Annotated in this window: 16 protein-coding genes; 2 read left to right on the top strand and 14 right to left on the bottom strand. The window is 53.6% G+C overall.

The window, feature by feature from the left end; translation table 11 throughout:
- Window positions 1-109 precede the first annotated feature (109 nt).
- The gene (locus tag ABJM21_RS12990; RefSeq protein ID WP_348300412.1) at window positions 110-3025 is read left to right on the top strand and encodes a pitrilysin family protein; all 2916 of its coding nucleotides are present in this window, start codon (window positions 110-112) and stop codon (window positions 3023-3025) included.
- A gap of 37 nt (window positions 3026-3062) precedes the next feature.
- Window positions 3063-3359, top strand: coding sequence for a hypothetical protein (locus ABJM21_RS12985; protein ID WP_348300411.1), 297 nt, complete (start codon window positions 3063-3065; stop codon window positions 3357-3359).
- A gap of 73 nt (window positions 3360-3432) precedes the next feature.
- On the opposite strand, the gene pal is transcribed toward ABJM21_RS12985, so the two are convergent.
- The 14 genes from pal to ABJM21_RS12915 all read right to left on the bottom strand — a co-directional run bounded on the left by pal (window position 3433) and on the right by ABJM21_RS12915 (window position 13410).
- Entirely contained in the window at window positions 3433-3939 is a 507-nt protein-coding gene (gene pal / locus ABJM21_RS12980) for a peptidoglycan-associated lipoprotein Pal (protein WP_348300898.1), read from the bottom strand.
- A gap of 94 nt (window positions 3940-4033) precedes the next feature.
- Window positions 4034-5305: a Tol-Pal system beta propeller repeat protein TolB gene (gene tolB, locus ABJM21_RS12975; protein ID WP_348300897.1), complete on the bottom strand. Its 1272-nt coding sequence runs from the start codon at window positions 5303-5305 to the stop codon at window positions 4034-4036.
- A 78-nt stretch (window positions 5306-5383) separates the two neighbouring features.
- A complete protein-coding gene (locus ABJM21_RS12970; protein WP_348300410.1) occupies window positions 5384-6136 on the bottom strand; it encodes a cell envelope biogenesis protein TolA in 753 nt (250 codons plus the stop codon).
- Between the two features lie 21 nt (window positions 6137-6157).
- The gene (gene tolR / locus ABJM21_RS12965) at window positions 6158-6604 is read right to left on the bottom strand and encodes a protein TolR (RefSeq protein WP_348300409.1); all 447 of its coding nucleotides are present in this window, start codon (window positions 6602-6604) and stop codon (window positions 6158-6160) included.
- Window positions 6605-6607: 3 nt separating this feature from the next.
- Entirely contained in the window at window positions 6608-7306 is a 699-nt protein-coding gene (gene tolQ / locus ABJM21_RS12960; RefSeq protein WP_348300408.1) for a protein TolQ, read from the bottom strand.
- 12 nt (window positions 7307-7318) lie between these two features.
- On the bottom strand, window positions 7319-7798 hold the full coding sequence (locus tag ABJM21_RS12955) for a YbgC/FadM family acyl-CoA thioesterase (RefSeq protein ID WP_348300896.1): 480 nt from the start codon (window positions 7796-7798) through the stop codon (window positions 7319-7321).
- A gap of 94 nt (window positions 7799-7892) precedes the next feature.
- Window positions 7893-8393, bottom strand: coding sequence for an SRPBCC family protein (locus ABJM21_RS12950; RefSeq protein WP_348300406.1), 501 nt, complete (start codon window positions 8391-8393; stop codon window positions 7893-7895).
- On the bottom strand, window positions 8386-8724 hold the full coding sequence (locus ABJM21_RS12945) for a metalloregulator ArsR/SmtB family transcription factor (protein ID WP_348300405.1): 339 nt from the start codon (window positions 8722-8724) through the stop codon (window positions 8386-8388). Before ABJM21_RS12945 ends, ABJM21_RS12950 begins: the two co-directional genes overlap by 8 nt.
- A gap of 386 nt (window positions 8725-9110) precedes the next feature.
- Complete coding sequence (locus ABJM21_RS12940) at window positions 9111-9458, bottom strand: TraR/DksA family transcriptional regulator (protein WP_348300404.1); 348 nt, start codon at window positions 9456-9458, stop codon at window positions 9111-9113.
- 6 nt (window positions 9459-9464) lie between these two features.
- Window positions 9465-10811, bottom strand: a complete 1347-nt coding sequence (locus ABJM21_RS12935) for an amidohydrolase (protein WP_348300403.1) — start codon at window positions 10809-10811, stop codon at window positions 9465-9467.
- Window positions 10812-10834: 23 nt separating this feature from the next.
- Window positions 10835-11227: a VOC family protein gene (locus ABJM21_RS12930; protein ID WP_348300401.1), complete on the bottom strand. Its 393-nt coding sequence runs from the start codon at window positions 11225-11227 to the stop codon at window positions 10835-10837.
- 4 nt (window positions 11228-11231) lie between these two features.
- Window positions 11232-11615, bottom strand: coding sequence for a VOC family protein (locus ABJM21_RS12925; protein ID WP_348300399.1), 384 nt, complete (start codon window positions 11613-11615; stop codon window positions 11232-11234).
- A gap of 63 nt (window positions 11616-11678) precedes the next feature.
- Window positions 11679-12830 carry a serine hydrolase domain-containing protein gene (locus ABJM21_RS12920; RefSeq protein WP_348300895.1) on the bottom strand — a complete coding sequence of 384 codons (1152 nt, stop codon included), beginning with the start codon at window positions 12828-12830 and terminating at the stop codon, window positions 11679-11681.
- A gap of 40 nt (window positions 12831-12870) precedes the next feature.
- Entirely contained in the window at window positions 12871-13410 is a 540-nt protein-coding gene (locus ABJM21_RS12915; RefSeq protein ID WP_348300398.1) for a DUF3617 domain-containing protein, read from the bottom strand.
- Between the last annotated feature and the right edge of the window lie 96 nt (window positions 13411-13506).

Genomic DNA, 13506 nt, shown 5'->3' with positions numbered 1-13506 from the left:
TTCGTCGATGCAGGTTGACCGTTGGTCGAAGATCAAACGGGACTTGCGCGACAAGTCCGCATGCCCATAGTAGTTTCCAGTGAAATAAAATCTTCGAGAGGATTCCCGCATGTCACGCTTTTCCCGCACGGTTGCCGTTGCGCTTACTTCAACGGCCTTGAGCTTTGCCGCTCCGGCCTTTGCCGATGATCACAAAACCCCAAAACCTGCACCGGTCAGTGAATTGGTCGATGCCGTCAACATTCCTTATGAGGAGTTTACCCTCGACAATGGTTTGAAGGTGTTGGTCCATACTGATCGCAAGGCGCCGATTGTGGCGGTTTCGATCTGGTACGGGGTCGGCTCTGCGCATGAGCCGAAAGGCAAGACCGGCTATGCCCATCTTTTCGAGCATATCATGTTCAATGGTTCGGAAAATGCGCCTGGTGATTTTTTTGAGCCGCTGCGGCAAATTGGCGCGACGGATCTTAACGGCACGACCTGGCTCGATCGCACCAACTATTTTCAGACAGTGCCAAAATCAGCCCTCGAAGTCGCTTTATTCCTCGAAAGCGACCGCATGGGCCATTTGCTTGGCGCGGTGACGCAGGAAAAACTCGACAACCAGATTGGCGTTGTTTCCAATGAAAAGCGTCAGGGGGATAACCGGCCCTATGGACTGGTCAGCTATCGCCAGACGGAATTGCTTTTCCCGGACGCACATCCTTATGGCCATAGCACCATCGGTTCGCTGGAAGATCTTGAAGCCGCTTCGCTGGATGACATGAAGCAATGGTTTACCGACCATTATGGGCCGAACAACGCGATACTGGTACTGGCTGGTGATATTGATGCCGCTGGAGCCAAACCGTTGGTTGAAAAATGGTTTGGTGCCATTCCCAAGGGTAAGCCAATTCCGGTGCTGAGCCCGGAACTACCCACTTTGGATGCACCGGTTTATGATGTGATGAAAGACAAGGTTGCGACCACGCGGATATATCGCAACTGGGTGGTGCCGGGGCTGAATGACCCCGATTATACGCCGCTGGATGTCGGCATGACGGTGCTTGGCGGATTGGCCAGCTCGCGTCTCGATAATATCATGGTTCGCGAAGAGAAAAATGCGGTGGCGGTTTCTGCCTTTGTCCTTCCTTTTGTTCATGGCAGCCTCGTCCAAATTCAGGCGGATGTGAAACCTGGCGAAGATGCGGATGTGGTCGCTAAACGACTAGATGATATTATTGCCGATTTCATTCAAAACGGCCCAACCGAAGACGAAGTGCAGCGGGTAGCGACACGCGATGCAGCATCCCGGATTTCGGGTCTTGAGCAGGTTGGCGGATTTAACGGCAAGGCAACTGCGCTGGCGCAGGGTGAACTTTATTCGGATGATCCGAAATATTATAAAAGAGAACTGGAGCGATTGGCCTCCACAACGCCGGCATCCGTGACCGCAGCGATGAAAAAATGGCTGACACGGCCAGTTGTCGGCATTCGCGTGGTACCCGGTGAGCGAGAAGCTTATCAGGAAGTTAAATCCGGTCAGGGTGCCCGCACCGGATCGCTGACCAGCCCGGCTTTCTATATGCAGGGTGATAGCGAGCAAGCCGCTCCCGCAACGGTCGATCGCTCTTCTCTGCCGCCGGTGGGCGACATTCCCAATGTTGATTTTCCGGATGTCGAAACCGCAACATTGTCGAACGGTATCAAAGTCTATTTTGCGCAGCGTAATGCGGTTCCGATGACCCGCGTGACTCTGTCATTCGATGCCGGGGCTTCTGCTGATCCTGCCGACAAGATCGGTCTGCAAAATTTCACCACCGCGGTGATGGAAGAAGGCACGACCAGCCTGACCTCGGTACAAATTGCCGAGCAGCAAGAGCGTTTGGGCGCCAATGTCAGTGTTGGCGGCGGACGCGACCGGACGGATGTTAGTTTGAGCGCGGTTAATCCCAATCTTGATGCGTCGCTCGACCTGATGGCGGATATTGTCAAAAATCCGGCCTTCAATACGGACGATATCGAGCGCATGCGGGTCCAGCAGATTACTGCTATCGACCGGGAAGAGAGCAATCCGCGCAGCGTCGCAACCAATGCCTTGCCGCCGCTGATTTTTGGTGATTCCCATCCTTATGGCCGCGGCCTGTCTGGCAATGGCACGAAAGAGTCGGTGGCAGCAATCACGCAGAATGATCTGGTGAATTTCCATCAAAGCTGGATGCGTCCTGAAAATGCGACCATCTTCGCGGTTGGCCAGATTAACCAGCAGGCCTTGCTCGAAAAACTCGAAATGCGCTTTGGGCAGTGGAAGCCAGAAGGCCAACCGGCAGCAAGCAAGAATTTCAGTGCTGCCATTCCGGAAGCACAAGGCAAAATCGTCGTTATCCATCGCGCGAATAGCCCGCAGTCGATGATCCTCGCGGGGCAAGTTCTGCCCTTTAAAGGGACCGATGATCTGTTGACGCTAAATGCCGCGAACGAGGTTTTGGGCGGTAGTTTCCTGTCGCGGATCAATATGGATCTGCGTGAAACCAAAGGCTGGAGCTATGGCACGCGCAATTCGATTTTGCGCGGCGAACATGATGTCCCTTATATCATGCGCGCGCCTGTTCAGACCAATCAAACGGGTCCTGCTGTTGCGGCGATTATGAGCCAGGTTAAGGACTTTCTCGGCGATAACGGCGTGACGCAGGCTGAACTCGAGCGCACGGTCAATGGTAATGTCCGCCAACTGCCCGGACAGTTTGAACAATCCCGCCGGGTATTGGGTCAAATGCAGGGGGACGTGATGTTCAAGCGCCCTTCCAACTATGCTGAAACCGTGGCTGATCGCTACAAGGCTTTGACTGCTGATGATCTCAACAAGGCTATGGCGGGTGCGATTGACCCTGACAAATTTACCTGGGTGATTGTCGGTGATGCGGACAAGATCAAGACGCAGCTGGAAGCGCTTGATATGCCGATCGAATATCGCGGCTATGAAGCTGGTAACACCGATGTTAGTAAAGCAGGCAGTTCAAATGATTCGGCAGTCGGCCAAGACTGACCACCGGTTCAGGGCTAAGATTTAAAAGGAGAATATTATGTCTATTGATGGTTCATATGATTGCGTAACCAAATCCCCCATGGGCGACCAAGCCTCTGTCGTGACAATCGTCACCAATGGCGACACGTTCACGGGCACCAATGAAGGCGCCATGGGTTCTATGGAATTGGAAGACGGCAAGATTGATGGCGATACGCTGACATGGGTCATGAACATGACCGTGCCAATGCCAATGAAATTGGAAGGCACCGCAACCGTTGCGGATGGCGTTCTAACCGGTTCTGTCAATGCTGGCGCTTTTGGTGAAATGGCGATGAGCGGCACCAAGAAATAAGTCTTTATGCAAGACACAAAAAAGGCCGCTATCCCATCGGGTTAGCGGCCTTTTTTATTGGTGTGTTACGCGCCTATTGAACGACGATGCTCACAGCACGGCGGTTTTGTGCCCAGGCCGCTTCATTGGACCCCAAAGCATCAGGACGTTCCTTACCATAGCTCACGGTGGTCATCCGGGTTGGACTGACACCTAGCGAAGCGAGGTAGTTTTTCGCTGCATTGGCCCGGCGTTCACCAAGGGCAAGGTTATAATCCCGCGTGCCACGTTCGTCGGCATGGCCTTCCACTGTGATCCGCGCATTGGGATTTTGTGCCAGCCACTGGGCCTGGCTTTGAAGGACCGCCTGATCCTGCGCATCCACATTATAACGATCGGTATCAAACAGGATACGGTCCGACATGGTATTTGCCAGGAAATCACCTTGCGAGCCCGGTGCATAGCCAGGGCCGGTAGGCGTTGGTGGAGCAACCGGTTCACTGGTCCCAGCGGGTGCTGGCGGCAATTCTTCCGGTGCCTTTTTGGCGCAGCCTGCAAGAACCAAGCTGGAGGTAATCAGGAGGGGGGTCGCATATTTCAACATATTTCTGCTCCTAGTCTAATTTGCCCTTGCGGGTAGTTATAACCTTTTTTCAGTTACTTGTCTTACATAATTTGTACTTTTTATTCGATTTCTATGGCAGCAATGGACCCCATGCAGGATCAGATCCATTTACGGGTGTGGGCAACTGACGCTCGTTCCGACCGGTCAAATCAACCTGCCAGATACCGGTCTTGCCGCTGCCGCGAGAGGTCCGGAAAAACTGGATGATCCGGCCATTGGGTGCCCATGTCGGGGCCTCGTCTTGCCAGCTATTGGTCAGCAAGCGCTGCCCGCCACCACTGGGTGTCATCACGCCAACGCGGAAGTTTCCGGCAATTTTGGTGAATGCGATCAAGTCTCCGCGCGGGCTCCATTCCGGCGTTGCGAAGCGTCCGCCGCCAAAACTGATCCGTCTTTCATTGCCGCCATTGGCACCCATGACATAAAGCTGCTGGCTGCCTGAACGGTCGCTTTCAAACACGATCCGGCTGCCGTCGGGCGAGAAGCTGCCGCCAATATCGATACCGGGCGAGAAAGTGAGCCGCTTGGGTGTACCACCCTGTGCTGATACTTTGTAGATATCGGTGTTGCCGGCAATGGCCATGGAATAGAGAATCCACTTGCCATCGGGCGACCAGCGCGGAGCAAAAGTCGGATTCGTGCTTTGGGTAATCAGCTTCTGCTGGCCGGAGCCAATTTCATAGACATAGATACGTGGATTGCCGTCGAGGAAGCTGAGATAGACGATCTTGGAATAATCGGGCGAAAAACGCGGGGTGAGGGCGGTTGCCTGTCCATTGGTGATGAACCGGTGGTTGGCCCCGTCACTATCCATGATCGCCAGCCTTTTGCGGCGGTTATCCTTGGGACCCGTCTCGGCAATATAGGCGATCCGGCTGTCAAAAAATGGCGATTCTCCGGTCAGGCGCGAATAGATGCTATCAGCGCATTTATGGGCTGCGCGCCGCCAATCAGCAGGAGCGACAACAAAGCCTGTCCGGGTGAGTTCTGTTTGGAGCGCCACGTCATAGAGATAACAACCCACGGTGAGCTTGCCATCGCCATTGGATCGGACAAACCCCTGTATCAACGCAGAAGCATTTGTTCCATCCCAATAAGGAAATTGCGGTGCGGTCACTTCGGCGAAACTGATTCCACGCACCTGATTGCGGCCAATCGGTTTGAATAGGCCACTGGAGCGTAAATTGCTGACGATCACATCGCTGATTTTGTTACCCAATTCGGCGGTGGTGCCGGCCGGAGTATCTGCGCTTTGCGGCGTCGGCAGGCCGGGCACGGCAATGGTGAGTTCATCGGCACCGGCATTATCCACATCGACAGTTAGTTGGGCCTGCGCAGGCATTGTCAGGCCTGCCAATAAAGTGAAGGCAATAAACCACGATCTGATATGCTTAGAGGCTGTTATAGCCATGATATTCTCCTATATGCCGAGATAGAGCACGGGTTCTATGACCTGCCACTCAGTATAATATTTCTCGGGAAATGTCTTATATGGTGCGGCCAGTTTGACCGCTGCAATAGCGCGTTCCTTGTGAATACCCGCCTGGGAACGATTGCTGGCGGTGATCCCAGTGGTCGTCGCGGTAGGCGTGCCGACAATATTGCCGTTGCGGTCAAGCCGCGCGGTTACCTTGGTACGTAGCAGTTCAGCGTCTGCACCGCTTGGCGGCTTCCACTTGCGTTTAACCTGTCGGTATAATTCCTGCTGCAAGGATGCCACAGCCCGGGCAGATGCTTTCTCACCGGTAACATTCTGATTGCGGCTGACCGACGATTGATCCGTCACGCCTTTCAGGAAATCCTTGCCGAGACGCGATCCTTTAGGCTTCGGTTTGGGTTTATCCTTGGGTTTTGGCTTGGGCTTGGCAGCCTGTCTCTCCCGTGGCGGAGCGGGCTTTATATCTGGCGCCGGTGCAAGTTCTACAGGGTCGGGCCTGCTGAGATCTGCTGGATCGGGATCTCCGAGTTCTGGGGCAACGCTAGTGGCGGGCGGGACCAAAGCGGGATTGGGCGAAGCGCTTTCAAGACCAACCTCGTCAGCAATCATAACCTCAATGGATTTTGGCTTATAGGCATCGTCAGGCTGAGACAGCAGGCTGAGCGAAAGCACACCGAACAGGACGATATGCCCACCAGCCGCGACGCCTAAGCCAATTTTTTCAGCTCTTTCCATAACAGCCTTTAATTTCTAATTTCACTCAGATGAACCTGTTGTGACTAATGACACCCGATTGAGACCCGCTCGGTTGAGCTCTCCCATGACCCGCATGATTAGCCCATAGTCCAGTGTTTTATCACCCCGCAGCATGATCTGCCGAGGGTCCTCAGGGCTCTGATTTGCGGCGATTTCGTTTAACCGCGCTGCAAGAGCATTTCGGCTCATTTCTTCGTCATCGAGGTAAATCCGGCCTTCCTGATCCACCGATATCTGGACCGGTTCCTGATCCTGATCCTGATCCAGCGCATTGGCGCGGCTTTCCGGCAGGTCGACCGGCACGCCAGTGACCAGCAAAGGCGCGGTAATCATGAAAATAATCAACAGCACCAGCATCACATCGACAAAAGGCGTGACGTTAATCTCCGACATCGGTGCGCGACCGCGATTGCGGCGGCCATTGCCGGGGGCGAGGTTCATGGCCATCGCTTACTCCCCCAATTCCAGCTCGCGGCTCAAGGTCGCGTGAAACCCGTCGGCAAAGCGGCCCATGCGGGATTCCAGCTTGTTCAGCCGGTGTGAGAAACGGTTATAGGCAATCACCGCCGGAATAGCAGCAAAAAGGCCGATGGCAGTGGCAAACAGCGCCTCGGCGATGCCGGGCGCAACCACGGCTAGCGAACTATTCTGTTCGGCAGCAATGGCGGAAAAACTGCGCATAATGCCCCAGACGGTGCCGAAAAGGCCAACAAAGGGCGCGACGCTGCCGACGGTGGCAAGGAAATTCAGCCGGTCAGCGAGTTTGTCCACCTCATGCGCAATCGTCGCATTCATCGCGGTCGCAAGGCGTTGGCGGGTGCCATCCCGGTCAATCGGGCCGCGTGCGGTGGAACGCCGCCATTCGCGCATACCAGAGGCCAGCACCTTGGCCATAGGCAAGCCGGATTTGCCATGATTGTCGTAAAATTTATCAACATCATCGGCTTTCGAGAAAGACTGTTCAAATCTCTCTGATTTTTTTCCAATGCGGCCGATTTTCATCGCGAAGCTGACGATGATCGTCCAGGTCCAGACGCTAGCAAGCAGCAGGCCGATCATGACGGCTTTCACGATGATATCTGCTTGTAAAAACAAGGCAAAAGGCGAAAATTCGCCAGATACTGCGTGGATGGAAAGACTGTCTAGCAAGGGTGTATCCTTTTATTTTTGTTCGTTATCATCCGCGGTGACAGCCGCAAAGGCTTTCGTCCACTCTTCCGGTTGCCGCCTTGGTCGCCCGGCGGGCGTAAGGAAGGCTGCCTGAACGCTGGCTGACGTTATTTTCTCGTCTCCACGCATGATGATTTGTTCGATGTTCACGCTGGCTTTGCGCAATTTGCTGACATGACTAATGACGAGCAAATTATCCTGAAATTTAGCCGGTGCAATATATTTAATGTGCATATCGACCACGGCATAAGCGCCGTCGTCCGCCTCAAACGCGGCGCGCTGATCCATGCCGAGCTGATGCAGCATGTCGGAGCGCGCCCGCTCCATATATCTCAGATAATTGGCGTGATAGACAATCCCGGAAAAATCCGTGTCTTCATAATAGACGCGGCACGCGAAATAATGATGGCGGTCGCGAAACTGGCCTTCATGCGGGGTAATATCAGACGGAAGGTTGCTGGTGACATCCATCTTCAGGATATTAGTCACCTGATTTCAAAGGGGAAAGCGCAAATGATTCCGTTCAGCGTAAATTTGAGTCTATTTGGCGGTTAACTGCTGGAAATCATTTCCAATCCTCTTCCGACATGGCCCTTCCGGTTTCGACCATGCTCTTGAGATTGCTGAGAACGGCAGACCAGCCCTCACGAACACCTTTGTCCATCGAAGAACCGGGTTCCAATTCGCTGTGGGTCACAGTCAGTTTCGTATCAGGGCCCAGCGCGACCAATTCATAAGTCACACGTGACAGCTTGGTCGGTTCGTCTGCCTCATCTGCAAAGGCCCAACTCCAGACCATTTTATTCGGCGGATCGATTTCGATAATCTGACCCCTTACGTCGACCTTGCCGCTGTCGCTGCCGACATGTTCCCAGCGTGATCCTTGTTTCCAGTCGGATTCATTATAATGGCCCCAATAGGCTTTTGTCATCTCACGGTCGATCAAGCCGTTCCAGACTTTTTCCGCGCTGGCGGCAATATAGATGGTGTAGACGAAATCCGGCGCGCATGGTTCTCCGGTCGAGGCACGGGTAGCGATGGTTTCTACGGGGACTGTATCAGGCACGGCGTTTCTCCTGTTTTGGCTTTTGGTCATCTTCAACTTGTTCTTTGAAATCGGTCAGCGCGGCTATGCGGGCATCTTCAAACTTGCCGACCCAGCGGTGGACAATATCGCCGAGCGGCACGGGATTGAGATAATGAAGCTTGGTCCGGCCCTGCCAATGGACAGAGACCAGATTGGCTTTTTCCAATATACCGAGATGCTTCGCGACCCCCTGACGGGACATGGGGAAGCCCTCGCATAGATCATTCAGGCTCTGTCCGCCTTTTTCAAACAGGCGGTCGAGAAGCAGGCGGCGCGACTCATCGGCAAGGGCATGGAATACATCAGTCATGCTCGCTATTATGCAACCATATAGTTACATGTCAAGGCCACTGCCTATTTTTTGCCGTTTCTTGGCCTTTGCGAGAGAGAAAAGTACGGTAATCGGCTTTCCTACATGCTTTCGAAAAGCTATGGCTGTGCCGACTCTTTCTTAGTTTTGAATATCGATAAACCCCAAAATTTCGATCTTTTTGCGGGAAAAGAAAGTCCTGCTTTGGGGGGTGTGACCCTGTGTGACCCTATTTTGAGACGATATGTGCGAAAACCACCTGCTGCGCTCACCCTGAGCTTGTCGAAGGGTGTTTGGTGCCACGGTCGCGACTTCCTTCAGGATGCTTCGACGAGCTCAGCATGAGCGCAAGATGAAGCGTTCCCGTGGCTCGTGCGGCAAGTTTTTTAGCGTGCGCAGCTCACACACAATGCCGCCGCTGGATCAATTTCCAGACGCTTATAGGCAATGGGTTCCCCGCATTCGGCGCACCAGCCATATTCGTCTTCGTCCATGCGTTTGAGAGCGAAGTCGATGCGGGCCAGATCACTGTTGCGCCGACGCGCCTCGGCCTGTGCCATTTCCTGTTGCTGCATCGCATCCATGCGCGACAGGCGGCCAACGCTTTGCTGGTCGAGCTCCACCGTATCGCTCCAACCGGATGCTTCCTCATCCAGTGCTTTGAGTTCAGCCTTTCGTTCGAGCAAAAGGCCTTTCAAGGTCGCGATCCGGCTGTCGGAAAGATCGTCAGCCATGGCCGTTTATTCGGTTTTAGGAGCCAGCAAGTCCAGCGCCGCTACAGTCATCGCTTCGGTTCCCAACGTCACGGACTCTCTCGGCGCGACCTTGAAGAAAGGCGAGTGATGTGATGGCACTGGCGCACCGCCAGCATCTTCGCGATCAAAGTCTGCTTGCGGGGTGCCACCGACGTTGAAATAGACACCTGGCACATCGGTATTGGGTGCGACAAAATAGGCGAAATCCTCTGCGCCCATGCCTGCGCGAGGTTTATCGTCAAAAACATCGGCCCCGAAACGCTCGGTGAACAGGCCTCTGATCCGCCGTGATAGCGTCGCGTCATTATAGGTCGCTGGTGTTCGCTCATGCGAGACCTTGACCTCGGGCAATTTATCCTCGGGCAAACCGTTCATCCGCCCCACATTTTCGGCAATGCGCTGAATGCCTTCGAGCAGCTTATCGCGGGTCTCCTGATCATCGGAACGGACGGTAAGCTGCATCGTCGCTTTGTCGGAAATAATATTATGTTTGAAACCGCTGTTAAACGCACCAACCGTCACGACTGCGGGTTTAAGAGGCGCGATTTCGCGGCTGACAATGGTCTGTAAATTCATGATAATCTGCGCGCCCATGACAATCGGATCCTTGCCCCGATGCGGCGATGCACCATGGGCGCCGACGCCGTGCACCGTAATGTCGACACTGTCGGATGAGGAATAGGTGATGCCCTCTTTTAGCGCCATTTTACCGGTCGGCGTGTCGGCGGAGACATGGAAAGCCATCGCAAAATCGGGTTTGGGGAAGCGGCTGTAGAGACCGTCATCCATCATCAGCTTCGCGCCGCCAATACGCTCTTCAGCCGGTTGTGCGATTAGAACAATCGTGCCGCTCCACTGGTCCTTCATTGCCGACAAACGGCGCGCCGTACCGATGAGCGAGGTGATATGCACATCATGGCCGCAAGCATGCATGACTGGCTTTTCCTCACCATCGATGCTGACCTGTTTGACCGTGGACATATAGTCCAGCCCGCTATCTTCGACCAAAGGCAGGCCGTCCATATCGGCACGGAGCATCAAGGTCGGACCTTCGCCATTTTTCATGACCGCGACAACGCCTGTGCCGCCTACTTTTTCGGTGACATCCCATCCCACCGCACGCCATTCCTTGGCAATGATGCCGGCGGTGCGTACTTCTTTATAGGATAGTTCGGGGTTGCGGTGAAAATCGAGAAACAAGGCTTCGAGCTTATTGTCATAATCTGCAGCTACCGCTTTACCAAGATCGGTTGCCGATTCAGATTGTGCCAGAGCGGGTTGCATGGAAACCAATGCGCCGCCAGCGGCCAAAGCCAGAATATATTGTTTCACGATTTTCTCCTAATTTTTCCGCCTTATGCAGGCCCCACACGGAAAGCGCAAAGCTTGTTGCCTTCCGGATCACGAAAATAGGCCGCGTAAAAGGCCTGCGGCCCTTCATCGCCGCGTACGCCTGGTCCGCCTTCATCACTGCCGCCCAATTCGATGGCTTTATTATAAAAGCTGTCGATCTGGGATCGTTCCTCGAAAGGAATAGCGATCATATTGCCGTTGCCTGCGACAGCCGATTCGCCATTATAAGGCTGGGTGATGGCAAGCGAGGGCGCGCCCATTTCCGCTCCATAGAGCGTGAAACCACCCTCTTCGAGTTCCATCAATCGTTTCGCACCGATTTCGCCGAGCAGCGCGTCATAGTAATTCTGCGCTTTCTCAATATTATTCACGCCCAGTGTAACATATCCGATCATGTGCTTAACCTCCCATATTCATTTTGCAGACGCACAGCTTGTTGCCGTCGAGATCACGGAAATAGGCCCCGTAAAAAACGTCCGGCGCGCGCCAGCCCGGTTCTCCTTCATCGGCTGCACCCAGCGAAAGTGCCTTGGCATGCAAGGCATCAATCTGGTCGGTGTCATCAAAGGACAGGGCGACCATCGTGCCATTGCCGAAACAGGCTTCGTTGCCATCATAAGGATTGGTAATGCAGATCATCGGCTGGCCGGGTTTTTTGCCGTAAAACTGACCACCAAGCGGCGTTTGGAACAGTTTTTTGATATCGGTGCCTTCGAAAAGCTTGTCGTAAAATTCAACGGCTTTGTCTTTATCGTTGGTGCCGAGCATGGTGTAGGCGATCATCTGTATTTCTCCTGATTGAGAACCGATTGAGGGTTTGTTGATTCGGTTTCGGAGTGAAACCTATCACTCACAGAAATAGATGCAATGACCTGAGGGATCATTTTCGGGAACCTGTGTACGGTAGAAAGCGGTGCCGCGCCTACGCGCTGGATTGATCCAGAGTCCGGACTCTAATGCATAGGCCTCTCCGCTATGCCCAAAGCGCATTTGGCCATCGCCGAACGGATCATCTTTGCAGGATGCGGGGCGTCCCGGTGTTGCTAGTATGTGGACCGCCAAGCCATATGCACAGAAATAGCCGTCTTCGCTGTCGCCATTAATACCATCATATTGCCAGGCGGGTTTTGTCATCGTGGCGATACTGGCTTTGTTCAAAAAACCTCCGTCATTTTGTACAAACATCTGACCCACCTTGGCGAGATCATTGGCGGATATGCGCAAACCGCCCTGGGGGCTGAATATCGAGCCGGTCTTGCCAAGTTGATAGGCTGTGAGGTCGCAATCACCATCGCTTGCCGGAACCACCGAGCACTCCTCTCTCACTCCGCGTAGATCGTCGCGAGCGACTTCGCTATTGGCGCGGTAAAGGGTCACAGCGGCGGTGATTTTCTGATCGCTACATAGGGTCCAGTTGAAACAGGCGTCGAGTTTTAGTGGATCAAAAACTTGCGTCTTCATGATCTGGTCAAAGCGTTTGCCCGTCGCCGCTTCCATTACCGCAGCAACGACCGGAAAATTAAGATTGGCATAAGCGAAATACTGACCGGGTCGATGATTGGTATCCCACGCCTTGGGGTTTTTCAGTTCGGTTTCCAGTCTCGCATCCATCGGCAGCGCATAGTTGATGCCATCGCGCAGGCCGGATTGGTGGGAGAGTAAAAGCCTCAGTGTGATCGGTATGTCTGGATAGCCGGGGTTCCGTAATGACCAGCCAAGATAGTCCGAGACATCCGCATCAAGTTGCAGGAGCCCCTGTTCGGAGAGGCGCATGACCGCAAGACTTACAAATAGCTTTGAAATCGAGGCGATCCGAACGGGATCATCAGGCATCAGGGCGCGACCGATATTGCGATTGGACAATCCCTGAATGGCCGTGGTCGCAATAGCTTCGCTATCAAACTCAACCATCACTGCCGCCGGTGGTGTTTCGCTCTGCGCAGACAGTTCAGCGGTAAAGAAAAGCGTAAAACAAATAAAAACGGAGCAAAAGCGCAAGGCTCTTGCTCCGTTTTTGACTAAATTGGGAAACAACTGACTAACCCGCTGGGCATTTGCCAATACGTTTGCCGTTATTTTTGGCGGTGATGTTCATCTTCATACCACCTGCGCCGCCGTCCATAGTCATTGTCATTTCATAGCTGCTCGGACCATATTGGCCGTTCATTGCCATGTTCATGTCGCCAGGAGCGCCAACATTGGAGCAGGACATTTCGGAATTGATCGCACCGCCGCTCATATCAAATTTCTTGATTTTACAGTCGGTTTGTTCCTGTGCTGCAAAAAATTCTGCACCTGGATTTTTAGCCTGCTCTTCCGTGATGCAGGTCTTCGTGACGGTTTTCTTTCCCTTCATGCCATCAATCATTCCGGCAGGGGCGCCTTCAGGCAGGCCTTCGATTTCTACATCAACGATTTCAACCGTATTTTCCCATTCGCCTGGCTCAAGGGTGACTTCGTTCATCACCTTAGCGACTTCATCAGCACTGATATTGCCATCGCCATCGGCATCGGCTTTGTTGCTGGAGCAGCCCGCCATTAATGTTACGGCGGCAACCGATAAAACTATCTTCTTCACTTGGATTTCCCTCGTCTATTTACTTAAACCGCAACGGCCATAACCCGATTGATCAATATTGTAAATTTGGGAAGTGTAACATCTCAACGACAGCGA

The organism is Parasphingorhabdus sp. (genome assembly GCF_039977335.1).
In the GTDB taxonomy this organism is placed as follows: Bacteria; Pseudomonadota; Alphaproteobacteria; order Sphingomonadales; family Sphingomonadaceae; genus Parasphingorhabdus.
Note: the sequence above shows the minus strand (reverse complement) of the source record. Positions and strands in the feature narration are given on the sequence as shown.